The following is a 23,014-nucleotide window of genomic DNA, read 5'->3' as shown; positions in this document are numbered from 1 at the left end:
AGCCGCTCCGTTCGTCAAACCGCCATCGCTTAAGCCCCACGCGCCGACTATGCTTTGCTCAGACACTGCTAGGAAGCCAGGCACACATGGGCGCAGTATGGCGGTCCGACAAGACATCCCAGGATGGGCGTTATCAGCGCGCCCCCTCACCGGCCTCATCCCGTAACTCAGCCAAATCCCGCCGCAAGACAGCACGGCGGCTGGCGCTGGTTGTCGGAGGTTTTCTGCTGGCCGGTGGCGGCTATCTTGGCTGGCAGGAGCTGGAAAGCTCTCGTTGGCAATCCCATTGGCTGAGTCGCTACGCAGCCGATCTGGATTACAGCGTGCGACCTGGGCCCAGCCCCCGTATCCAGTTCCCGACGGATGGCCCCTTCGATCGCCGGCTGGGTTACGTCGACCTGCCGTACTTCATCGAGCGCCTGGTGCAGCGCAATTTCCGCATCGAGGAGCAAGCCCGCTTCTCCCGCGCCCTGCTGGATTACACCAGCCGCGGTTTTTTTCCGCCCTACCCCGAGCAGTCCCAGGCCGGGCTGACGATCAACGACTGCCGTGGCGTACCGCTCTATACCAACAGCTATCCGCGCCAGTACTACGAGCGCTTCGAAGACATTCCGCCGCTGGTGGTGATGAGCCTGCTGTTCATCGAGGACCGCGGTTTGCTGGACGCCAGCCGGCCGAACGCCAACCCGGCGGTGGACTGGCCGCGCTTCACCAAGGCGGCCATCAGCCAGCTGGAAAAACGCCTGGGCCTCGGCGGCCAGGCGGCGGGCGGCAGCACCCTGGCCACTCAGGTGGAAAAGTATCGGCACTCCCCCGAAGGGCGCACCGGTGACCCGCAAGAAAAGATCCGGCAGATGATCTCGGCCAGCATCCGGACCTACCGGGAGGGGCCGCAGACGCTCGCCACCCGCCAGCGCATCGTGCGTGACTACCTCAACAGCGTGCCGCTTTCCGCCGCGCCGGGGCACGGCGAGGTGCACGGCATCGCCGACGGCCTGCGGCTGTGGTTCGGCGCCGACTTCCGCGAGGTCAACCGCCTGCTCGATCCGCGTGCCGTCAGCGTGGTCGATCCGCAGGCCCGCGGCCTCGCCCTGCGCCAGGTGCTCTCGTTGCTGATCGCCCAACGCCGGCCGTCGTATTACCTGGGCGCCGGTCGCGAGGAGATGGCTGATTTGACCGACAGCCACATCCGCCTGCTGGCCAATGGCGGCATCGTCGACCCGGCGCTGCGCGATGCGGCACTTGCCCAGCGGGTGGTGGCCGACAACCCCAGCCGTGAGGTGGCGATTCGTCCCGTCGACGCGACCAAGGGGATCACCGTTGCGCGCATGCGCCTGGCCGGCCTGCTCAGTCTGCCGCTGTACGACCTCGACCGGCTGGACCTCACGGCGAGCACACCGCTGCAGGGCGACCTGCAGCGGCAGATCAGCGAATACCTGGTGCGCCTAGCCGACCCTGCCTTCGCCGAATCGGTCGGCCTGTTTGGCGATCGCATGCTCTCGCCGGAAAAGACCGCTGATGTGCGCTACAGCTTCACCTTGTTCGAGCGCGGCGATGAAGGGTTCCGCGTGCGCGTGCAGACCGACAACACCCACCAGCCGTTCGACATCAACGAAGGCAGCAAGCTGGAGCTGGGCTCGACCGCCAAGCTGCGGGTACTGACTACCTACCTGGAAGTCATCGCCGAGCTGCACCAGCGCTATTCCGAGCTCAGCCCGAGCGAACTGCGCAAGATCGATGCGCGTGCCAATCTCAGTCGCTGGGCCATCGACTACCTGGCAACCAACAGCGATCGCAGCCTGGACCGCATGCTCGATGCCGCGCTGGAGCGCCGCTACTCGGCGAGCCCGGCCGAGCGCTTCTTCACCGGCGCCGGCATGCACCGTTTCGGCAACTTCCGCCGCGAGGACGACGGCCGTATTCCCACGGTGCGCGAATCGCTGCGCGAGTCGATCAATCTGCCGTTCGTGCGCCTGATGCGCGATCTGGTCAGTTACAGCACTTACGAGACCATCAACAGCGCCGAGCTGCTGAAAGACGACAAGGACCCCCGCCGCCAGGAGTACCTGACCCGTTTCGCCGACCGCGAGGGCTCGGTGTTCCTGCAGCGGTTCTGGAAGAAGTACCGCAACAAGAGCACCAACGAGCGGATCGAAACCTTCCTTCAGGGCATGCGCCCGACGCCCGTACGCCTGGCCGCCGTGCATCGCTACCTGATGCCGGACGCCGAGCGCGAAGTATTCGATCACTTCCTCAAGCAGCACCTGCCGGATGCCGATCTCAGCGACAAGAAGCTGGATGAGCTCTACACGCGCTATGGCCCAGGCGCCTACAGCCTGCCCGATCAGGCCTATATCGCCCGCACCCATCCGCTGGACCTGTGGCTGCTCGGCTACCTGATCGCCAACCCGCAGGCGACGCTGTCCGACGTGGTCACCAACAGCCGCGCCGAACGCCAGGAAGTCTACGGCTGGCTGTTCCGCAGCCGGCACAAGAGCGCACGCGATAGCCGCATCCGCATCATGCTGGAAGTGGAAGCCTTCACCGATATCCATCGCCGCTGGCAGCGCCTGGGCTATCCGTTCGACAACCTGGTGCCTTCGCTGGCCACCGCGCTTGGCAGCTCCGGAGACCGGCCGGCAGCGCTGGCCGAGCTGATGGGCATCATCCTCAACGACGGTGTCCGCCTGCCCAGCGTGCGTATCGACAACCTGCACTTCGCGCAGGGCACGCCCTACGAGACACGCCTGGGGTTCGTCGCCGGCAACGGTCAGCGGGTGATGCCGGTGGAAGTGGCGCGCGCGCTGCAGGACGCACTGGCCAATGTGGTCGAAGGCGGAACGGCGAGGCGTCTGCAAGGCACCTTCGTCACCGACGATGGCACACCCCTGCGCATCGGCGGGAAGACCGGCACCGGCGACAACCGCATCCAGAGCGTCGGCGCCGGCGGACGGCTGATCAGCTCGCTGGCGCTGAACCGCACCGCGACCTTCGTGTTCTACCTGGGGCCACGTCACTTCGGCACGCTGACAGCCTACGTGCCGGGGCGCGCCGCCGACAGTTTCCGCTTTACCTCGGCGTTGCCGGTACAGACGCTCAAGGGCATGGCGCCGATCCTGCAGCCGTACCTGCAAGGCGCGAACAGCCTGTGCCAGCCCGAGCATCTGCCGGCGCTGACCAGCGGCATGCTTTCAGCCGAGCACTGACGCACAGGGGAACGCCGGCGACCAGCTCAGCCCTCGGCAGCTCGTAGCGCGCCGATGCACATGCAAACCCGCGCTCGTCCGCACGCTTCGCCTGTCAGCCTGTCGAACGCCATGGCGCTTGCACTCCCACAGGAGTGCAAAGCCGGTTCGCCGAACTGATCGATCACCAAGAGAACGCCATGCTCGAAGGAATCTTGCTGGCCAGTACAGGCCTCCTGGCACTCGTCACGCTGCTGCCGCTCTGTCGGTACCGCGTCTGGTGGATACGGGTCTGGGAGTTTCCACGTCTGCAACTGGGCGCCCTACTGGCGCTGCTGCTGCTCGCGCAGGTGCTGTGGCTGGACTATGGCCAACCCTGGCATGGCCTGATGACGGCCGTGACCGTAGCCTGCCTGATCTACCAGCTGGCCTGGGTCGTACCCTACACACGCCCCTGGCGCAACGAGGTGCGCCGGGCCAAGGCGGACGCCACAGGGCCGCGCATTCGGGTGATGTCATCCAATGTGCTGGGGCCGAACCGGCAGTCTGATCGGCTGCTGGCGCTGGTTCGCGAGTATCGCCCCGACGTGCTGGTGACCCTTGAGTCGGACCAGTGGTGGGAAACGCAGCTGGAGCAGCTGGCCGAGGAGTATCCGCACAGCATCCGCTGTCCGCTGGACAACCTCTACGGCATGCACGTCTTTTCACGTTTACCGCTGGAAGAACCGGAACTGTGCTATCTGGTGGAAGACGACGTCCCCTCCATGCATGCTCGGGTGCGTGTCGGCGACAACCTCGCGGTGCGCATGCATTTCCTGCATCCGGCGCCGCCCAGCCCCACCGAGAACGACGAATCCACCGAGCGCGACGTGGAACTGCTGGTGGTGGCCCGAAGCATCCAGCACAGCGATGATCCGATCATCGTGACCGGCGACCTCAACGATGTGGCCTGGTCGCCGACCACCCGGCTGTTCCGCAAGATCAGCGGGCTGCTGGACCCACGCGTGGGCCGCGGCATGTACAACACCTTCCATGCCCATCACTGGTTCCTGCGCTGGCCGCTGGACCACTTCTTTCACAGTGCGCACTTCCGTTTCGTCCGCCTGCTGCGCCTGCCGGACATCGGCTCCGATCATTTCCCGGTGTTCATGGAGCTGCAGTACGACCCGAAGCACACTGAAGAGCAGCAAGGGCTAGAGGCTGATCGTGATGACCAGCGGCAGGCCGCCGAAACCATAGCCGAAGAACCGGCAACATCGCAGGATGTGCCACAACCCGAGGCCAGGCCACGCCGCTGAGGGTTATCCCCGCTATGCGCAAAGCCTATGCTGGACGAGACAGCGCTCACCGGTTCAGAAGAGAGGTTCCTTTGGCACCTGCATCCGATCGCCCCGCCCTCACACCCGACACCCTGCGCGAACTGGCTTTCGACCAGTCGATTCGCTGGACCAGCCAGAACGATGACCTCTGGCAGCTGATCGACAACGACCTCTGGGCGCTGACCCGCAATCCCAGCCTGATCCTCAGCACAGTGCCGGAGCAGAAGCTGGAGGCGCTGCTGCGCCGCGTCGACTGCCACCGCCTAGTGGACGGCATCGTCAAGGCGCGCCAGGCGCGGCTGGAGCAGCCAACCTGGTTCGCCAGCCAGCAGTACGGCGAACGCCTCGCGCGAGTCGCCTACTTTTCCATGGAATACATGCTCAGCGAAGCCTTGCCGATCTACTCCGGCGGCCTCGGCAACGTCGCCGGGGACCAGCTCAAGGCCGCCAGCGACCTCGGCGTGCCGGTCACCGCGGTCGGCATGCTCTGGCAGCACGGCTATTTCCGCCAGAGCATCGGCCCGGACGGCCGACAGCAGGCGCTGTACCCGGTCAACGACACCCGGCAGATGCCCATCGAGCCGCTGCATGACGCCAGCGGCGCGCCTCTGAGGCTGGCCATACAGCTGCCGGGTCTGCAGATCTGGCTGCGCGGCTGGCAGGCCCGGGTCGGCCTCAATCGCCTGCTGCTGCTCGATACCAATGACCCCGCCAATCCACCCATGGCGCGGCTGATCGCCAGCGAACTCTATGGCGGCGACAACGAAATGCGCCTGCGTCAGGAACTGGTGCTGGGCATCGGCGGCTGGCGCCTGCTGGAAGCCGCCGGCCTGCAGCCCGATGTGCTGCACCTGAACGACGGTCACGCCGCTTTCGCCGTGCTGGAGCGCGCGCGCAGCCATATGGCCCGGGAGCGGGTCTCCTTCGCCGTGGCCCTCAATGCGACGCGCGCCGGCAACCTGTTCACCACCCATACGCCAGTGGAAGCCGGGTTCGATCGCTTCCCGCCGGAACTGGTGAGCCAGTACCTGGAACGCTATGCCGAGTACGAACTGGGCATTTCCATGCAGACGCTGCTGGCCATGGGCCGCAAGCAGCCGCAGGACACGCGCGAGCCGTTCAATATGGCCTACCTGGCGACGCGCGGTGCCGGCGCGGTCAACGCCGTCAGCCAGCTGCACGGCCATACCAGCCGCTACATCTTCCGTGAGCTGTATCCGCGCTGGCCGCTCGAGGCGGTACCGGTCGGGCACGTCACCAATGGCATCCACCTGCCGACCTGGGTATCGCCGGATGCCGAAGCACACTGGTACGAATTGCACGGCGACGAGATTCCCTGGCGCGGCACCGACGCGTCCTCGGTGGACGAACTGCTGGCCCGGGTCGACGACCGCTGGCTGTGGCAGATCCGCCAGCATGCTCGCAACGAACTGCTCGGCTTCGTGCGCAGCCATCTGGCCCGCAGCCTGGCCGTGCACGGCGCTTCACCGGCAGAAATCGAGGTAGCCGGTTCGCGCCTGCATCCGGAGCATCTGACCCTCGGCTTCGCCCGCCGCTTCGCCAGCTACAAGCGCCCCAACCTGTTGCTGCAGGACCCCGAGCGGTTGGCGCGCATCCTCTGCCATCCGACTTATCCGGTGCAGCTGCTGGTGGCCGGCAAGGCGCACCCGGCCGACCGCGCCGGGCAGGCATTGCTCTCCGACTGGCAACGCTTCGCCGCACGACCGGACATCGCCGGTCGTGTGGTCTTTCTCGAGGACTACGACATGCGCATCGCCCGGCACATGGTGCAAGGCGTCGATGTCTGGCTGAACACGCCACGGCGGCCATGGGAAGCAAGCGGCACCAGCGGCATGAAGGTGCTGGCCAACGGCGGCCTGAACCTGTCGCAGCTCGACGGCTGGTGGGCCGAGGCCTACGCCGCCGACCTCGGCTGGGCCGTCGGTGACGGCCTCGAACATCCTGCCGAACACGACGCAGTCGATGCCGAACAGCTCTACGCGCTGCTGGAAACCCAGGTGATCCCCAGCTTCTACGCCCGCGACACGGAAGGCCTGCCCACCGCCTGGGTGCAACGCATGCGGCGCAGCATGAGCGCGCTGGTCGAGCGTTTTTCCGCCGATCGAACCGTGCGCGAATACACCGAACGCTACTACTTGCCCATGGCGACGACCTTTCGCCGTCGCTGCGCCGAAGGTTCGGCGCTGGCCAGCGAGCTGGCCCACCAGCTCACCTGTCTGCGCAGCTACTGGCATGAACTGGCCTTCAGCGAGGTGCAGTGGACCTGTGAGAACGGCCAGCTTCAGGTCGACGTCCGTCTGCATCTCGGCCATCTGGAACCGCGACAGATCGCCGTGCAGCTCTATGCCGAAGGCCGGGGCGAAGCTCCCGCCGAGGTCCATCCGCTCACCCTCATCGAACACGACGGTGCTTTCGCCAGTTACCACGGCCACTTGCCTGCCGACCGCTCGGCGGCGGATTACACTGCGCGGGTCATCCCTGGCAGCCAACTGGGGTTGTCTGTGCCGCTGGAGCTGGGGTTGATTCACTGGCAGCGATGAACGCCCGGAACGCCAGCGCAGCGGCGCAGTCCTCTATTAACCACTTGCCTTTCGAGGATGCCGCAGATGATGAAGCAACTGTTCGACAAATCCGCCCCACAGAACGTCCACGGCTGGGAACGCGCCGCCTCGCTTGCCGGTGGGCTGGTAATGATGGGCAAAGGACTGCGTCGGGGCGGGCTGATCGGCTTGGCGGAGCTGGCCATGGGCGGCATGGCGCTGGCGCGTGGTATCAGCGGACGCTGCGAAGCCAAGCGCATGCTCGCCGAGATGGAAAGCAAGCCGGCGTTGCCGAGCCAGCGCTACAGCCATATGCCCCTGGATTCGGAAGTACATAGCCCTGACTTTCAGAGCGACAGCGTAACGCTCCCGGACAGCTCGCCGATGGGCAACGAAAGCCGCACCACGCCACGCGTCTGATCCACCGGGCGGCGCTTCGATGATGTGCCGCCTGCGCGCAGCCGCCACACGGCTGGCGCGCAATCCCAGCGCTCTCGCGGCACCGCCCTGGTTCTCTGGACAGCTCGGCCAGCAATAACTACTGGCCCAGCAACCGCCCCTGATTCTGCTGCGCCATTTCCTTCAGGTAATCCCAGGTGGTGCGCATGCGCGCCAGGTCCTTGAACTCGATCGGCATCAGCATCCAGAAGGTGCGGGTAAAGCTGACCTCTTCCGGCAGCAACAGTCGCAACCGCGGATCGGCATCGGCGGAAAACGCCGGCAGGATCGCGATCCCCGCCCCCATCGCCACGGCTTCCTGCTGCGCCAGCAGGCTGGTACTGCGCAGGCCGACCGAGCGGGGATCGGCGATGCCATCGAGAAACAGCAGCTCCTTGCTGAACAGCAGGTCATCCACGTAGCTGACGAAGCGGTGCTCTGCCAGATCCTCGCGGCTGCGGATCGGCGGGTGTTCGTCCAGATACGCCGGCGACGCATACAGCCGCAGCACGTAGTCGGTCAGCCGGGTGATGATGAACGGCCCGCGCTCCGGGCGTTCCAGGGTGATGACGATGTCCGCCTCGTGACGCGACAGGCGCACCGCGCGCGGCAGCGCCAGCAGGTCGATGTTCAGGTGCGGATAGCGCCGGCTGAGCCCGGTGAGCTGGCCGGCGAGCATCACCGTGCCGTAACCCTCGGTGGCGCCGATGCGTACCTGCCCGGAAAGGCCATCACCCATGCTCGGCAACGAATGCTCGATGGCCACGCTGGCGCTTTCCATCGCTTCCACTCGCGGCAACAGGTTGCGCCCGGCTTCGGTGAGCTTGTAGCCACCCGGCTCGCGCAGGAACAGCTGTAGGCCGATGCTTTTTTCCAGCGCCTGCAGCCGGCGCGAGACCGTGGTGTGGTCGACCGCGAGCCGACGCGCCGCAGTCGTCAGCCGCCCCGCTCGGGCGACTTCGAGGAAATAGCGCAGATTGTCCCAGTCCATGGTTGCCGCCTCCAGCAGGTTCCTGTGCATTTATGCAGAACGACTCTGCAGTCGGTCGCATTGTAATGTGGTTTTTTGCATTGCTACATTCGGTGCAACTGGTCGCAGCCGTCCGCGAGCCATAACAACAACAGTGCCTTCTCAGGCGGAGAGCCATATGACAACGTCCAGCGCCATTCCTACCGTCAAATTGCTGATCGACGGTGAATTCATCGAATCGACCACTCAGGATTGGCGCGATGTCGTCAACCCGGCCACCCAGGAAGTCTTGGCGCGCGTGCCGTTTGCGACCGCCGAGGAAATCGACCGCGCCGTCGCCAGCGGCCAGAAAGCCTTCAAGACCTGGCGCAAGACGCCGATCGGCGCGCGCGCGCGCATCTTCCTCAAGTACCAGCAGCTAATCCGCGAGAACATGAAGGAGCTGGCGGCGATCCTCACTGCCGAACAGGGCAAGACCCTGGCCGATGCCGAGGGCGACGTGTTCCGCGGCCTGGAAGTGGTCGAGCACGCCGCCGGTATCGGCAACCTGCAGCTCGGCGAGCTGGCGAACAACGTCGCCGCCGGCGTCGATACCTACACCCTGCTGCAGCCGCTGGGCGTCTGCGCCGGCATCACCCCGTTCAACTTCCCTGCGATGATCCCGCTATGGATGTTCCCGATGGCCATCGCCACCGGCAATACCTTCGTCCTCAAGCCGTCCGAACAGGACCCGATGGTCACCATGCGCCTGTGCGAACTGGCGCTGGAAGCCGGCGTGCCGCCGGGCGTGCTCAACGTGGTGCATGGCGGCGCCGATGCGGTGAATGCGATCTGCGACCACCCGGATATCAAGGCGGTGTCCTTCGTAGGTTCGACCAGGGTCGGCACCCACGTCTACAACCGTGCCAGCCAGGCCGGCAAGCGCGTTCAGTGCATGATGGGCGCGAAGAACCACGCCATCGTGCTGCCCGATGCGCACAAGGAACAGACCCTCAACAACCTCGCCGGTGCCGCCTTCGGTGCGGCCGGCCAGCGCTGCATGGCGCTGTCGGTGGTGGTGCTGGTGGGCGAGGCGCAGGCCTGGATTCCCGATCTGGTAGCCAAGGCGCAGACCCTCAAGGTCAACGCCGGTGTCGAGGCTGGCACCGATGTCGGTCCGCTGGTTTCCTGCGCGGCGCTGGATCGCGTCAGCGGACTGATCGAACGCGGCGTACGCGAAGGCGCCAAGCTTGAGCTGGACGGCCGCAACCCGAGCGTCAGCGGCTACGAAAAGGGCAACTTCGTCGGCCCGACGATCTTCTCCGGCGTTACCCGCGAGATGAGCATCTATCAGGAAGAAATCTTCGGCCCGGTCCTCTGCGTCATGGCGGCGGCGACCATGGACGAAGCCATCGAGCTGATCAACGCCAACCCGAATGGCAACGGCACCGCCATCTTTACCCGCTCCGGCGCGGCGGCGCGGCACTTCCAGGAAGAGATCGACGTGGGCCAGGTCGGCATCAACGTACCGATCCCGGTGCCGGTGCCGATGTTCTCCTTCACCGGCTCCCGCGCTTCCAAGCTCGGCGACCTCGGCCCCTACGGCAAGCAGGTGGTGCAGTTCTACACCCAGACCAAGACCATCACCGAGCGCTGGTTCGACGAAAACGAGGTCGGCGGCCCGGTCAACACCACCATCAACCTGAAGTGACATCACCCACCGGGCCGGCGGACGCGCCGGCCCTCAAGGACGCTGAAATGACATTCGAAACCCTGCTCGTCGACATCCAGGATCGCGTTGCGCTGATCACCCTCAACCGGCCGCAGGCGCTGAATGCGCTCAATGCGCAGCTGATCAGCGAGCTGAACCAGGCCTTGGGCCAGCTCGAGGCCGATCCGCAGATCGGCTGCATCGTGCTCACCGGCTCGGCCAAGGCCTTCGCCGCCGGCGCCGACATCAAGGAAATGGCCGAGCTGTCCTACCCGCAGATCTATCTTGATGATTTCTTCGCCGAAGCCGACCGCATTGCCACGCGCCGCAAGCCGCTGATTGCCGCCGTCGCCGGTTACGCCCTGGGCGGCGGCTGCGAGCTGGCGTTGCTCTGCGACATGATCTTCGCCGCCGACAACGCGCGTTTCGGCCAACCGGAAGTCAACCTCGGCGTGCTGCCGGGTATTGGCGGCACCCAGCGTCTGACCCGCGCAGTGGGCAAGGCCAAGGCGATGGACATGTGCCTGACCGGTCGCCAGATGGACGCCGCCGAAGCCGAGCGCGCCGGCCTGGTCGCCCGTGTATTCCCGGCCGAGAGCCTGCTGGAGGAAACCCTCAAGGCTGCTCGGGTGATCGCCGAGAAATCCCTGCCGGCCACCATGATGATCAAAGAAAGCGTCAACCGCGCCTTCGAGACCACGCTGGCCGAAGGCATCCGCTTCGAGCGTCGAGTGTTCCATGCGGTGTTCGCCACCGCCGACCAGAAGGAAGGCATGGCCGCGTTCAGCGAGAAGCGCAAGCCTGAGTTCACCAATCGCTGAGCCGCATCTGGCCATAACAACAAGAGGAAACACGCCATGCATATCGGATTTATCGGCTTGGGCAACATGGGCGCACCCATGGCCCACAACCTGCTCAAGGCAGGCCACCAGCTCAGCGTTTTCGACCTCAACGCCGCGGCTGTCGAAAACCTGGTCGGCGCCGGCGCGCTGCCGGTCGACTCCCCGACCGCCATCGCCCAGGGCAACGCCGAGCTGATCATCACCATGCTGCCGGCCGCCGCCCATGTGAAGAGCGTGTACCTGGGCGAGAACGGCCTGATCGCCCATAGCCGTGCCGGCGTGATGCTGATCGACTGCTCCACCATCGACCCGCACAGCGCCCGCGAAGTGGCCAAGGCTGCCGCCGAGCATGGCAACCCGATGCTCGACGCACCGGTCTCCGGCGGCACCGGCGGTGCAGCAGCCGGAACCCTGACTTTCATGGTGGGTGGCAGCGATGCGGACTTCGATCGTGCACAACCGATTCTCGCGGCCATGGGCAAGAACATCGTGCACTGCGGTGCAGCCGGCAACGGCCAGGTGGCCAAGGTCGCCAACAACATGCTGCTGGGCATCTCCATGATCGGCGTCGCCGAGGCGATGGCGCTGGGCGTCGCGCTGGGCATGGATGCCAAGACCCTGGCCGGCGTGATCAACACTTCCAGCGGCCGCTGCTGGAGCTCGGACACCTACAACCCCTTCCCCGGCGTGCTGGACAACGTACCGGCCTCCCGCGGCTACACCGGCGGCTTCGGCAGCGACCTGATGCTCAAGGACCTGGGCCTGGCCACCGAGGCCGCCAAGCAGGTGCGCCAGCCCGTGGTCCTCGGCGCCCTCGCCCAGCAGCTCTACCAGAGCTTCAGCGCCCAGGGTCATGGCGGCCTGGACTTCTCGGCGATCATCAATCAGTACCGCAAGGACACCTGACCATGAGTGCAACCGAACGCCCCGTGCTGGCCGCCGTACGCAACCACGTCGGCCACCTCACCCTCAACCGCCCGGCCGGGCTGAATGCGGTGACCCTGGAAATGGTCCGCCTGCTGCAACAGCAGCTCAGCGCCTGGGCTGCCGATCCGCAGGTTCATGCCGTGGTACTGCGTGCCAATGGCGAAAAAGCCTTCTGCGCCGGCGGTGACATCCGTTCGCTGTACGACAGCTTCCAGCGCGGCGACACCGAGCACGAAACCTTCTTCGAGGAGGAATACGCCCTCGATCAGTACATCCATGCCTACCCGAAGCCACTGCTGGCGCTGATGGACGGTTTCGTCCTCGGCGGCGGCATGGGCCTGGTCCAGGGCGCGTCGCTGCGGGTGGTTACCGAGCGCGTGCGCATGGGCATGCCGGAAGTCGGCATCGGCTATTTCCCGGATGTCGGCGGCAGCTATTTCCTCTCGCGCCTGCCGGGTGAGCTTGGCACCTACATGGGCGTCACCGGCCTGCAGATCCGCGCCGCCGATGCGCTGCACGTGGGCCTGGCGGACTGGTGCGTCAGCCACGACCAGATTGCCGAGCTGGATCGCTGCCTGGACCGCATGAGCTGGTCGGTCCATCCCCAGGAGGCGCTGCGCACCCTGGTGGCCACACTAGGCACCAACAGGCTGCCCGGTTCCGAACTCAAAGCGCTGCACCAGGCCATCGACGAGCATTTCGCCAAGCAGGACGTGGCATCGATTCGTGCCTCGCTGGCAGCCGAGAACCGTCCCGAATTCACCGACTGGGCCGCCGAAACACTCAAGGTGCTCGACAGCCGCTCACCCCTGGCGATGTGCGTCACCCTGGAGATGCTGCGGCGCGGCCGCAATCTGCCGCTGGCCGACTGCTTCGCCCTGGAGCTGCATCTGGACCGTCAATGGTTCGCCAAGGGCGACATCATGGAAGGCGTGCGCGCGCTGATCATCGACAAGGACAAGTCACCGCGCTGGAATCCTCCGACGCTGGCAGAGGTCACGCCGGAGCGCGTCCAGGCGTTCTTCGACGGCTTCAAGGCCACCACCGGCAAGACACGCCGCAGCGCCACGGCCTGAACCTCTTTTGCAGCACAACAACAAGAAGAGACCGCGCAATGCATGACCTCGAACTCAGCGAAGACCAACGCATGATCCGCGACATGGCGCGCGACTTCGCCCGCCGCGAGATCGCCCCCCATGCACAGGCCTGGGAAAAGGCCGGCTGGATCGACGACGCTCTTGTCGCCCAGATGGGCGAGCTTGGCCTGCTCGGCATGGTCGTCCCGGAAGAATGGGGCGGGAGCTACATCGACTACGTGGCCTACGCGCTGGCCGTGGAAGAAATCTCCGCCGGCGACGGCGCCACCGGCGCGCTGATGAGCATCCACAATTCGGTGGGCTGCGGCCCGGTGTTGAATTACGGCTCGCAGGCGCAGAAGGACGAGTGGCTGGCTGAACTGGCCAGCGGTCGCGCCATCGGCTGCTTCGCCCTCACCGAACCGCAGGCCGGCTCGGAGGCGCACAACCTGCGCACACGCGCCGAACTGGTGGATGGCCAGTGGGTGCTCAACGGCAGCAAGCAGTTCTGCAGCAATGCCAAGCGGGCGAAGTTGGCCATCGTCTTCGCGGTGACTGATCCGGACCTCGGCAAGAAGGGTCTTTCCGCGTTTCTGGTGCCCACCGACACGCCCGGCTTTGCGGTGGAGCGCAGCGAACACAAGATGGGCATCCGTGCCTCCGACACCTGCGCGGTCTCGCTCAGCGACTGCCGAATCCCGCAGGCCAACCTGCTTGGCGAGCGCGGCAAAGGCCTGGCGATTGCGCTGTCGAACCTCGAAGGCGGGCGTATCGGTATCGGCGCGCAGGCCCTGGGTATCGCCCGTGCGGCCTTCGAAGCGGCCCTGCTCTACGCCCGCGAGCGCGTGCAGTTCGGCAAGCCGATCGCCGAACACCAGAGCATCGCCAACATGCTCGCCGACATGCAGACCCAGCTGAATGCGGCGCGTCTCTTGATCCTGCATGCCGCGCGGTTGAAGAGCGCCGGCCTGCCCTGCCTGTCCGAAGCCTCCCAGGCTAAGCTGTTCGCCTCGGAAATGGCGGAGAAGGTCTGCTCGCAGGCGGTGCAGATCCACGGTGGCTACGGCTATCTCGAGGACTACCCGGTGGAGCGCTACTACCGCGATGCGCGTATCACGCAGATTTACGAGGGTTCGAGCGAGATTCAGCGCCTGCTGATCGCGCGAGAGCTGGCGAACTACGCGCTTTAGTAGATACGCCGCGAGGCTGGGGGCGTGAAGCTGCTGGGATCAGGAGCGCTTGCTCCTTGCGGCGATTGTTGGTGGGCTGAAGCCCACCCTACGGTGCATACACCAATGCAACGCCGGACTCCCACCTAAGCGTCTACGGACTTGTAGGGTGGGCTTCAGCCCACCAATCCCGCCTCCGCCACGCCGATAATTCGCAACAACCTTTAACTGCGGCCAATAAAAAGGGGAGCCGTTAGGCTCCCCTTCAGGGCGTGTTGCTTTGTTCTTCTTCTGCTGACGGGCTTGTTGTTTTTGTTGGCAGCCCGATCGGACATCGTCCGCATAGCAGTCCCATTCGGGACACAAAGAACAAACGGATTATTTTGGTCGCTGATGTTGCCACTACCCTCACGGGCTCAACCGGTTCTGGAGCTGCCTCAAGGCAGTTTTGTTGTTCTCGGTCCGGTCGACAGGAAACCTGTCGGGCAATTCCTCTCCAAAAGAATCAGTTTGCTACGTCTCCCACCTGCTTGTTTTTATTGTGTCGGAGTCGCTACGTGTTGTTCTTGTTATGGGGTGTGCTTTCTTGTTTTTGTTGTGCCCATAGGAAAGCATTCCCCGTGCCAGTTTTACGATATGCTTATTTTTCAATAGGTTAGCTGAAATCAGCCAATCGTAGCAGGCTGCCGAAACGCCCTTTCGTTACCGCCCGCCTCAGCGAACCGTTACACCGTACGGAAGGAGTAACACCTTTGGATGGGTTTCCAGTAACAGCTGCGGCAGCTTCGAACGCGCAATGCAGGACACCCCGACAGTGGTCACCGTCAGGGTGTCGATCGCTCGATTGGCATAGGTAGGTTCTTCGGCTGGTTAGCGCCTGGGTCGTATCAGGCGTCTGCTGTCAGAACAGCAGTTTCCTTGGATCTGGCCAGATAATCGCAGAGCGCGATGGCCAGCAGTGGAGCGACACTAATGTTGAAGGCCGCGTGCCAGGTTTCCACCAGCCCCACGAAAAGCATCCCCACGACAACGATCGCGGCGAGACAGTGAGCAAGGAAACGGCACAATTCAAGTGCAACTACTTGTTGTTCGGCATTGTTATTCATACGTTTGACTCCCCGTTTTTGTTGTAATAAGCAGCCTCGGTTTTGATAGTAGTCCGCTGACCCAGCCGTGCAACTTCAACCGACGTGCGGCACGTCTACAACGCCTGTTCCAGCGCCCAGTCGAGACCTTGGTCGTATCCAGTTCATTACTTCCTACTGTGTACCGACATCAACGTTATATATGGGGGAATCGTTTTCTTGACTAACTGTCCAATAAACGCCGACCTCGCATAGAGCATCAGACGAAACGCGGACTGGAAAAAGAACTTGTTCTGTTGGTCCTACACGATGCAGCTGCTTGGCGCTTAGCCGTCGGCAGCGATTCGCCGCTGGCCATCCGGTCAATCCCACCCTGCTTCCGGCTCGCATCTGAGCGTCCGCCGCGCCTTGCCTGGCGTTCGTGAAAACCGCGGCGCCGGCGCCGCCTGCACCATCCCATCGAGCTCCTGATAGACCCCGCGCTGGCGCAGATGGGGATGCTGCGGCGCATCGGCCAGTTCCAGCACGGGCGCGAAACAGGCGTCGCTGCCCTCCAGCAAGGCACACCACTCGGCTTGGGTGCGGGTCGCGAACAGCCGCTCCAGCAACTCGCCCTGCGCAGGCCACTCGGCCTGATCGGCGCAGCCCGCCCACAGCGCTTCTGGTGCGTCCATGCGCTCCAGCAGCTCGCGCCAGAACTGCGGTTCCAGCGGGCCGATAGCGATTTCGCGGCCGTCCGCGCAACGGTAGCAGCGATAGTTCGGCGCCGCTCCAGCCAGCGGATTGCGCTCACGCTGCAGGTCGATCCGTCCACTCGGGAGCAAGCCGGCGAAGAAGGTCATCAGCGACGACACCCCGTCGACGATGGCCGCATCGACCACTTGCCCCTGCCCTGAGCGCTCGCGCTCCCACAATGCGGCGAGAATGCCGACGGCGAGGTAGAGCGAGCCACCACCGAAATCACCGACCAGATTCAGCGGAGGGATGGCCGGCCCGCTGTCGCCACGGATCGCCGCCAGCGCGCCGGTCAGCGCGATGTAGTTGATATCGTGCCCAGCGGCCTTCGCCAACGGGCCGCTCTGCCCCCAGCCGGTCATGCGTCCGTAGACCAGCCGCGGATTGCGCGCCAGCAGCTCGTCCGGCCCCAGCCCCAGCCGCTCCATCACCCCGGGGCGGAAGCCTTCGATCAGCACGTCGGCGTCCATGGCCAGCGCCAGGCTGCGCTCTCGTCCCGCCACACTGCGGATGTCGAGGGTCAGCGTCTTGCGTCCACGATCGACCACCGGGTTCGGCCAGCCATTGCCACCTTCGCGCTCGATACGCAGCACCTCGGCGCCCATGTCGGCCAACAGCATGGCGCAATGCGGGCCGGGGCCGATGCCGGCGAACTCCAGTACGCGCAGCCCGCACAGCGGGCCGCTACGGGTATCGTCATGTTCGTTCATGATCTATCTCCTCGATTCACACGCGCGCGGACGCGCCCCGCGCCGAAGCACGGAGCGCGTCGGGGTAACAGGCGTTACTGGTTGACGACGCTGGGCTGGTTCTCGACCAGATGATTGCGATAACGCTCGCGCAGGACCTTCTTGTCGATCTTGCCGGTGGCGGTGAGCGGCACCGCGTCGAAGATCACCGCGTCAGGCATCCACCACTTGACGATGTTCGGCTCCAGGTGGGCGAGGATTTGCTCCACCGTGATCTCGGCATCGCTGTGCGGCTCGACCACCAGTAGCGGGCGCTCCTCCCATTTCGGGTGGAACACCCCTACCACTGCCGCCACCTTCACGCCCGGGCAGGCCGCGGCCACGTTCTCGATATCGATGGAGCTGACCCACTCGCCACCGGACTTGATCACATCCTTGCTGCGATCGGTGATGCGCATGAAGCCATCGGCATCCAGCGTGGCGATATCCCCGGTGTCGAACCATCCTTCGGCATCCAGCGCGCTTTTCTCGCTGCGGTAGTAACGTTCTACCGTCCATGGGCCACGCACCTTGAGGCTGCCGGAGCTGACGCCGTCGCACGGCAGCTCACGTCCTTCCTCGTCGACGATCTTGAGTTCGATACCGAATTGCAGGCGCCCCTGGCGCGTCCAGATGGTGTCGTTGGTGGCCTGCTGGCCACGTTCGGCCAGCTTGGGCGTCGGCGTCGCCACCACGCCCAGGGGGCTGGTCTCGGTCATGCCCCACAGCTGGCAGACCGCCACGCCGTATTTGGTCTGGAAGGTCTCGGCCATGGCCCGCGGCACCGCGGACCCGCCGATCACCAAACGCGCCAGGCTGCCGGAGTCCTCACCGCTGCGCTCAAGATGGGCGAGGTACATGGTCCAGATGGTCGGCACGCCGCCGGACAGGGTGACGCCCTCGCTCTTGATCAGCTCCTGCAGGCTGGCGCCGTCCATCTTGTCGCACGGCAGGACGAACTTGCAGCCATTGATCGCCGCGGCAAACGGGATGCCCCAGGCAGTGCCGTGATAGAGCGATGAGCACGGCATGATGCAATCGAAGGCGGACAGTCCGAACGCACCGGAAAGCCCCGCCGCCATGGCGTGCAGCACTACCGAGCGGTGGCTGTAGAGCACGCCCTTGGGGTCGCCGGTGGTGCCAGAGGTGTAACACAGCACCGCACCGGCGTTCTCGTCGAACTGCGGCCAGGCGAGCGGCTGTTCGACGGCGATCAGCTGCTCGTAGCCCATCACCCCTTCGAGACCGGACGAAGGTTGCGCGGCCAGTTCGATGAAATGCCGGATATTGCCCAACCGCGGCCGCAGACGGGCGACGCAGGCGGCGAAGCTGCTGTCGAACAACAGCACCTGGCTGCCGGCATGGTTGATGGTGTAGACGATCTGCTCATCCGACAGCCGCGGATTGGCGGTGTGCAGCACCGCGCCGATGCCGGGTACGGCGAAGAACAGTTCGTAATGACGATGGGTGTTCCAGGCCAGCGACGACACGCAGTCGCCGGGGCCGATGCCCAGCGCACGCAGCATACTTGCCGCCTGCGCGGCGCGGTTCGCAAGGCCGGCGTAGTCGTAGCGCCAGAGGGGTTCATCGACCAGCCGCGAGACGATTTCGCGGTCGCCGTGGGCACGGGCGGCGTGGGTGAGGATGCCGCTGATCAGCAGGGGGGCGTTCTGCATCAAACCTGGTTGCATGTTTCCTACCTCTATCTTGTTTTTATTGTCGACGTGCCGGTCGAGGAAACGGCGTTCTACCGGCATGGTTCTTCGTTTGGCCGCCTCAGGCACGCGGGCGGCGCAGCGGTGCTCAGTCAGATCCTCCGAGGTTGCGGGAGATGACCAGGCGCTGGATGTCGCTGGTGCCTTCGTAGATCTGGCAGACCCGTACGTCGCGGTAGATGCGCTCCACCGGGAAGTCGGACAGGTAGCCGTAGCCACCCAGGGTCTGGATCGCTGCCGAGCAAACCTTTTCCGCCATCTCCGAGGCGAACAGCTTGGCCATCGAGGCCTCCACCAATGCCGGCCGACCGGCCTCGCGCAACGCCGCAGCGTGATGGACCATCTGCCGCGCCACGGCGATCTGCGTCGCCATGTCGGCCAGGCGGAAGGCCACCGCCTGGTGCTCGACGATCGGCTTGCCGAAGGTTTCGCGCTCCCTGGCGTAATCGCGCGCCGCTTCGAAGGCAGCGCGGGCCATGCCCACCGCCTGGGCGGCGATGCCGATGCGGCCGCCCTCCAGGTTGGCCAGGGCGATGCGGTAGCCCTCACCCTCCTCGCCCAGCCGGTTGGCCACCGGCACGCGCAGATCCTCGAAGGCGATCTGGCAGGTATCCGAGGCGTGCTGGCCGAGCTTGTCCTCGACCCGTACCACCTGATAGCCCGGGCTGTCGGTCGGCACGATAAAGGCACTGATACCGCGCTTGCCGGCGTCCGGATCGGTGACGGCGAAAACGATCACCGTGCCGGCATGCTTGCCCGACGTGATGAACTGCTTGGCACCATCGAGCACGTAGTGATCACCGTCGCGCCGGGCGCGGGTGCGCAGGCTGCTGGCATCGGAACCGGCCTGAGGTTCGGTGAGGGCAAAGGCGGCGATCTGCTCGCCGCGCGCCAGCGGACCGAGGAAGTCGCGCTTCTGCTGGTCGTTGCCGAAACGCAGGATCGGCACGCAGCCCACCGAGTTGTGCACGCTCATGATGGTCGAGCAGGCGCCGTCACCGGCGGCAATCTCTTCCAATGCCATGGCATAGGCCAGGTAGCCGGTGTCGCTGCCACCCCACTGCTCCGGCACCAGCATGCCGAAGAAGCCGAGCGCAGCCATCTCGCCGATTGCCTCGGCGGGATAGCGATGCTCGCGACTCCACTGTTCGGCGAAAGGCTTCAGCCGTTCCTGAGCGAACTGGCGAGCCATCTCGGCGATCGCGTTTTGATCTTCATTGGGCAGCATGGGCGCCTCCTCAGATCAGTTCGACGGCCATGGCCGTGGCTTCGCCGCCGCCGATGCAGATCGCCGCCACGCCGCGGCGCAGATTCCTCGCTCGCAGCGCGGAAAGCAGCGTCACCAGGATTCGCGCGCCCGAAGCACCGATGGGATGCCCGAGCGCACAGGCGCCACCGTTGACGTTGACCTTGGCGTGATCCAGGCCCAACTCGCGCATGCTGGCCATGGTGACCACGGCGAAGGCTTCGTTGATTTCGAACAGATCGACCTCATCGATGGCCCAACCGGTGCGCTCCATCAGCTTGCGGATCGCCCCGATCGGCGCGGTGGTGAACAGATTCGGCGCATCGGCGTACGCCGCGTGACCGTGGATCACCGCCTGCGGCTGCAGGCCCCAGCGCTCGGCCTCGGAGCGGCGCATCAGCAGCAGCGCAGCGGCGCCGTCGGAGATCGAACTGGAATTGGCCGCGGTCACCGTGCCCCCCTCGCGGAAGGCCGGTTTGAGGCCGGGAATCTTCTCCGGCATCGCCTTGGGCGGCTGCTCGTCGTCACGAATCTGCCGCTGCTGTTTACCCTGGGTGACCTCCAGCGTGACGATCTCCTCGGCGAAACGCCCCTCGGCTATGGCCGACTGGGCGCGGCGCAGCGATTCCAGCGCGTAGCCATCCTGCTCCTCGCGGCTGAAGCCGAAGGCGTCGGCGCATTCCTCGGCGAAAGTGCCCATCAGCCGGCCTTTGTCGAACGAATCTTCCAGGCCATCGAGGAACATGTGGTCGAGCACCCGGCCGTGGCCCATGCGGTAGCCGCCACGGGCGCGATCGAGCAGGTACGGTGCGTTGCTCATGCTTTCCATGCCGCCGGCGACAACGATATCGGCGCTGCCGGCGAGCAGCTGATCGTGGGCCATGATCACAGTCTGCATGCCCGAGCCGCACATCTTGTTCACGGTGGTACAAGTCGTGGCGCGGGTCAGCCCGGCGCTCAGCGCCGCCTGGCGCGCCGGTGCTTGCCCCTGGCCGGCAGGTAGCACACAGCCCATCAGCACGTCCTGCACGTTCTCGGCCGGCAGGCCGCTGCGTTCCACCGCCGCGCGGATGGCGGCAGCACCGAGCTGCCAGGCGGTCATGCCCTGCAGGTCGCCCTGAAAGCCGCCCATGGGCGTGCGTGCGCTGCTGACGATTACGATCGGATCATCTTTCATTTCTGCTTCCTTCATTTAGCGGCCATGCGCAAGGCACCGTCGAGGCGGATCACCTCGCCATTGAGCATGCTGTTCTCGAAGATGTGCCGCACCAGCGCGGCGTATTCGGCCGGATGCCCCAGACGTGGCGGGAATGGCACGCCGGCAGCCAGCGAGTCGCGGATTTCCTGGGTCATGCCGGCCATCATCGGCGTCTCGAATACGCCGGGGGCGATGGTCATCACCCGGATGCCGAAGCGCGCCAGCTCGCGGGCGGCCGGCAATGTCAGGCTGACCACACCGCCCTTGGACGCAGCATAGGCGGTCTGGCCGATCTGGCCGTCGAAGGCGGCGATCGAGGCCGTATTGATGATCGCGCCGCGCTCGCCGCCTTCGTCCGGCGCGTTCTCGGCCATCGCCTCGGCGGCCAGGCGCAGCATGTTGAAGCTGCCGATCAGGTTGATGCCGACGATGCGGCTGAAGCTGTCCAGACTGTGCGGCCCGTTGCGGCCGAGGACCTTTTCGCCGCCGGCGACGCCGGCGCAGTTGACCAGCCCGTGCAGGGCGCCGAAGTGCTCGCGCGCAGCGCTGACGGCGTGGCGGGCGGCCGTCTCGTCGCGGATGTCGGCGACCACACTGAACGCGTTCGCGCCCAGTGCGTGGGCAGTAGCCTGTGCGGCCGTTTCGTCGAGATCGACCAGAACCACCTTGCCGCCCGCCTCGACCAGCGCCTGCGCAGCTGCGGCGCCGAGGCCGGACGCGCCGCCGGTGATAAGGAATACGTTGTCCTGAATCCGCATGGCGTTCTCCCGTGCTTGTTGTTATGGGGTTCGAAGCCGGGATCATCTTTGGACAGCGACGGGCGGGCGGCAATGGTCGATCTATTCAACCTGCCTGACCGTTTTGGCCAATGGCAAAAAGCGAGTACATCGCATCCAGGGGACTGGGCAGAAGAGGTGGTGGGCTGAAGCCCACCCTACAAGCGCGGGGTTCAGCTGCGTATGGTGAGCTGAAGCCTCGTGCAGGCGCGGCGCTCGGGGGCTTGCAGGGTGGGCTTCAGCCCACCAAACGCATGGTCAGCCGCGAGCCGGCGCGAGAATCAGATTGCGGTAGTGCCCCGGATTGATGCCGGTCCACTTGCGAAAGGCCTTGTAGAACGAGCTGACATCGGCAAATCCCAGGCGCTCGGCAATCTCGCCATAGCTGACGCTGGCGTCGGCCAGCCACTCGGTGGCGATTTCCTGACGCAGGCCGTCCTTGATGGCCTGGTAAGGCTGCCCCGCTTCTGCCAGACGGCGCCGCAGCGTCGAGGCCGACATGCACAGTGCCTGCGCCAGTGTCTCGCTGTCCGGCCAACGTTCGGCGGGGAGGCTTCGCAGGTGCTGCTTGATGCGACTGGCCAGGCTGGAATGGTCCCGGTAGCGCACCAGAATGTTGGCCGGCGCCTCGGCAAGGAAACTGCGCAGTTCCGCCTCGCTGCGACGGATCGGCAGATCGAGCACCTCGGCAGCGAAGATGATGCGCGTCGAGGGACGCGCGAAGCGCAGGTTGTCGGAGAACATGACCCGGTAGTCGTCGGTGTAATCCGGCTCGGCGCAGCGCAGCTCCACCGCCAGCAAGGGAATGCGCCGTCCCACGAGCCAGCAGGCCAGCCCGTGCAGCAGCATCCAGTAGGTGAAGTAGCAGAACGCCCGGGCCGGCTCGGCGTTGCGCTCGCGCAACACCACTTCGGCAAGACTCTGGCTACGGATCAGCTTGCCGCGCAGGTTTTCCAGACCCAGGCCGAGAAATTCCAGCGCATGCACCAGAGCCTTCTCCAGCGTCGGCTGCTGCATGCAACTGCGGCTGAGAAAGACGAAGCTGCCCGAGCGCAGGCGTCGCGGGTCCATGCCGAAGAACTCGTCATCGAACCGCCGTGCCAGACGCAGCCAGAGCTGCGAATAGTCGCGCACATCCATGCGCCCATCGGGGTTTCGCAGGCAGCCGGGTTCGAGACCGATCTGTTCCAGCAGCTGCTCGGCGGTCAGCCCCAATTGCAGGAAGCCGCGCAGCGCCTCGACCACCAGCCGCACGCTGATACTGTCGCGGCTAGCGGTGACCGCCTTGTCAGCCTTCAATTGCGCTTCGGTGATCATGCGGCTCGGGTTCCTCCATCGATGCCCGCCATGATCG

17 protein-coding genes are annotated in these 23,014 nt (G+C 65.3%); 9 read left to right on the top strand and 8 right to left on the bottom strand.

Going from position 1 to position 23,014, the window contains the following annotated elements; all coding sequences use genetic code 11:
• The first annotated feature begins 86 nt into the window (after positions 1-86).
• The 4 genes from ACX1DW_RS06045 (at position 87) to ACX1DW_RS06030 (ending at position 7,485) form a co-directional block, all read left to right on the top strand.
• Positions 87-3,206, top strand: a complete 3,120-nt coding sequence (locus tag ACX1DW_RS06045) for a transglycosylase domain-containing protein (protein ID WP_267932732.1) — start codon at positions 87-89, stop codon at positions 3,204-3,206.
• Between the two features lie 179 nt (positions 3,207-3,385).
• The gene (locus tag ACX1DW_RS06040; RefSeq protein ID WP_267932731.1) at positions 3,386-4,483 is read left to right on the top strand and encodes an endonuclease/exonuclease/phosphatase family protein; all 1,098 of its coding nucleotides are present in this window, start codon (positions 3,386-3,388) and stop codon (positions 4,481-4,483) included.
• 71 nt (positions 4,484-4,554) lie between these two features.
• On the top strand, positions 4,555-7,065 hold the full coding sequence (gene glgP, locus ACX1DW_RS06035) for an alpha-glucan family phosphorylase (RefSeq protein WP_267932730.1): 2,511 nt from the start codon (positions 4,555-4,557) through the stop codon (positions 7,063-7,065).
• A 66-nt stretch (positions 7,066-7,131) separates the two neighbouring features.
• Positions 7,132-7,485 carry a YgaP family membrane protein gene (locus ACX1DW_RS06030; RefSeq protein ID WP_208218289.1) on the top strand — a complete coding sequence of 118 codons (354 nt, stop codon included), beginning with the start codon at positions 7,132-7,134 and terminating at the stop codon, positions 7,483-7,485.
• Positions 7,486-7,603: 118 nt separating this feature from the next.
• Here the strand turns inward: ACX1DW_RS06030 and ACX1DW_RS06025 are convergent, their stop codons facing one another.
• Positions 7,604-8,494, bottom strand: a complete 891-nt coding sequence (locus tag ACX1DW_RS06025; protein ID WP_126189007.1) for a LysR family transcriptional regulator — start codon at positions 8,492-8,494, stop codon at positions 7,604-7,606.
• 157 nt (positions 8,495-8,651) lie between these two features.
• On the opposite strand from ACX1DW_RS06025, the gene ACX1DW_RS06020 reads away from it, so the two are divergent.
• From ACX1DW_RS06020 to ACX1DW_RS06000, 5 genes are read left to right on the top strand one after another with little or no spacing between them, the layout of a single operon-like run.
• The gene (locus ACX1DW_RS06020; RefSeq protein ID WP_458993001.1) at positions 8,652-10,163 is read left to right on the top strand and encodes a CoA-acylating methylmalonate-semialdehyde dehydrogenase; all 1,512 of its coding nucleotides are present in this window, start codon (positions 8,652-8,654) and stop codon (positions 10,161-10,163) included.
• A 47-nt stretch (positions 10,164-10,210) separates the two neighbouring features.
• Positions 10,211-10,984, top strand: coding sequence for an enoyl-CoA hydratase (locus ACX1DW_RS06015; protein ID WP_313474059.1), 774 nt, complete (start codon positions 10,211-10,213; stop codon positions 10,982-10,984).
• 36 nt (positions 10,985-11,020) lie between these two features.
• On the top strand, positions 11,021-11,911 hold the full coding sequence (mmsB, locus tag ACX1DW_RS06010; RefSeq protein ID WP_458993000.1) for a 3-hydroxyisobutyrate dehydrogenase: 891 nt from the start codon (positions 11,021-11,023) through the stop codon (positions 11,909-11,911).
• Between the two features lie 2 nt (positions 11,912-11,913).
• Positions 11,914-13,008 (top strand): enoyl-CoA hydratase/isomerase family protein, encoded by a 1,095-nt coding sequence (locus tag ACX1DW_RS06005; RefSeq protein ID WP_458992999.1) that lies wholly within the window; start codon positions 11,914-11,916, stop codon positions 13,006-13,008.
• A gap of 38 nt (positions 13,009-13,046) precedes the next feature.
• Entirely contained in the window at positions 13,047-14,198 is a 1,152-nt protein-coding gene (locus ACX1DW_RS06000; RefSeq protein WP_044315572.1) for an acyl-CoA dehydrogenase family protein, read from the top strand.
• An 866-nt stretch (positions 14,199-15,064) separates the two neighbouring features.
• Here the strand turns inward: ACX1DW_RS06000 and ACX1DW_RS05995 are convergent.
• From ACX1DW_RS05995 to ACX1DW_RS05965, 7 genes are all read right to left on the bottom strand, one after another.
• The gene (locus tag ACX1DW_RS05995) at positions 15,065-15,283 is read right to left on the bottom strand and encodes a hypothetical protein (RefSeq protein ID WP_458992998.1); all 219 of its coding nucleotides are present in this window, start codon (positions 15,281-15,283) and stop codon (positions 15,065-15,067) included.
• A gap of 341 nt (positions 15,284-15,624) precedes the next feature.
• Positions 15,625-16,707, bottom strand: coding sequence for a CaiB/BaiF CoA transferase family protein (locus ACX1DW_RS05990; protein WP_458992997.1), 1,083 nt, complete (start codon positions 16,705-16,707; stop codon positions 15,625-15,627).
• 74 nt (positions 16,708-16,781) lie between these two features.
• Positions 16,782-18,401 (bottom strand): long-chain fatty acid--CoA ligase, encoded by a 1,620-nt coding sequence (locus tag ACX1DW_RS05985; protein ID WP_458993387.1) that lies wholly within the window; start codon positions 18,399-18,401, stop codon positions 16,782-16,784.
• A 127-nt stretch (positions 18,402-18,528) separates the two neighbouring features.
• Entirely contained in the window at positions 18,529-19,668 is a 1,140-nt protein-coding gene (locus ACX1DW_RS05980; RefSeq protein ID WP_458992996.1) for an acyl-CoA dehydrogenase, read from the bottom strand.
• A gap of 10 nt (positions 19,669-19,678) precedes the next feature.
• Positions 19,679-20,863, bottom strand: coding sequence for an acetyl-CoA C-acyltransferase (locus ACX1DW_RS05975; RefSeq protein WP_458992995.1), 1,185 nt, complete (start codon positions 20,861-20,863; stop codon positions 19,679-19,681).
• Between the two features lie 11 nt (positions 20,864-20,874).
• Complete coding sequence (locus ACX1DW_RS05970) at positions 20,875-21,642, bottom strand: SDR family NAD(P)-dependent oxidoreductase (protein ID WP_267932721.1); 768 nt, start codon at positions 21,640-21,642, stop codon at positions 20,875-20,877.
• Between the two features lie 276 nt (positions 21,643-21,918).
• Positions 21,919-22,977 carry an AraC family transcriptional regulator gene (locus tag ACX1DW_RS05965; RefSeq protein WP_458992994.1) on the bottom strand — a complete coding sequence of 353 codons (1,059 nt, stop codon included), beginning with the start codon at positions 22,975-22,977 and terminating at the stop codon, positions 21,919-21,921.
• Positions 22,978-23,014: the final 37 nt, after the last annotated feature.

It is taken from the genome of Stutzerimonas sp. KH-1 (assembly GCF_054483855.1).
Note: the sequence above shows the minus strand (reverse complement) of the source record. Positions and strands in the feature narration are given on the sequence as shown.

Bases quoted from the DNA above. Each gene is read 5' to 3' on its own strand.
- ACX1DW_RS06045 (WP_267932732.1), top strand. From the start codon at position 87: ATGGGCGCAGTATGGCGGTCCGACAAGACATCCCAGGATGGGCGTTAT.
- ACX1DW_RS06040 (WP_267932731.1), top strand. From the start codon at position 3,386: ATGCTCGAAGGAATCTTGCTGGCCAGTACAGGCCTCCTGGCACTCGTC.
- ACX1DW_RS06030 (WP_208218289.1), top strand. From the start codon at position 7,132: ATGATGAAGCAACTGTTCGACAAATCCGCCCCACAGAACGTCCACGGC.
- ACX1DW_RS06025 (WP_126189007.1), bottom strand. From the start codon at position 8,494: ATGGACTGGGACAATCTGCGCTATTTCCTCGAAGTCGCCCGAGCGGGG.
- ACX1DW_RS06020 (WP_458993001.1), top strand. From the start codon at position 8,652: ATGACAACGTCCAGCGCCATTCCTACCGTCAAATTGCTGATCGACGGT.
- ACX1DW_RS06015 (WP_313474059.1), top strand. From the start codon at position 10,211: ATGACATTCGAAACCCTGCTCGTCGACATCCAGGATCGCGTTGCGCTG.
- mmsB (WP_458993000.1), top strand. From the start codon at position 11,021: ATGCATATCGGATTTATCGGCTTGGGCAACATGGGCGCACCCATGGCC.
- ACX1DW_RS06005 (WP_458992999.1), top strand. From the start codon at position 11,914: ATGAGTGCAACCGAACGCCCCGTGCTGGCCGCCGTACGCAACCACGTC.
- ACX1DW_RS06000 (WP_044315572.1), top strand. From the start codon at position 13,047: ATGCATGACCTCGAACTCAGCGAAGACCAACGCATGATCCGCGACATG.
- ACX1DW_RS05995 (WP_458992998.1), bottom strand. From the start codon at position 15,283: ATGAATAACAATGCCGAACAACAAGTAGTTGCACTTGAATTGTGCCGT.
- ACX1DW_RS05990 (WP_458992997.1), bottom strand. From the start codon at position 16,707: ATGAACGAACATGACGATACCCGTAGCGGCCCGCTGTGCGGGCTGCGC.
- ACX1DW_RS05985 (WP_458993387.1), bottom strand. From the start codon at position 18,401: ATGCAGAACGCCCCCCTGCTGATCAGCGGCATCCTCACCCACGCCGCC.
- ACX1DW_RS05980 (WP_458992996.1), bottom strand. From the start codon at position 19,668: ATGCTGCCCAATGAAGATCAAAACGCGATCGCCGAGATGGCTCGCCAG.
- ACX1DW_RS05975 (WP_458992995.1), bottom strand. From the start codon at position 20,863: ATGAAAGATGATCCGATCGTAATCGTCAGCAGCGCACGCACGCCCATG.
- ACX1DW_RS05970 (WP_267932721.1), bottom strand. From the start codon at position 21,642: ATGCGGATTCAGGACAACGTATTCCTTATCACCGGCGGCGCGTCCGGC.
- ACX1DW_RS05965 (WP_458992994.1), bottom strand. From the start codon at position 22,977: ATGATCACCGAAGCGCAATTGAAGGCTGACAAGGCGGTCACCGCTAGC.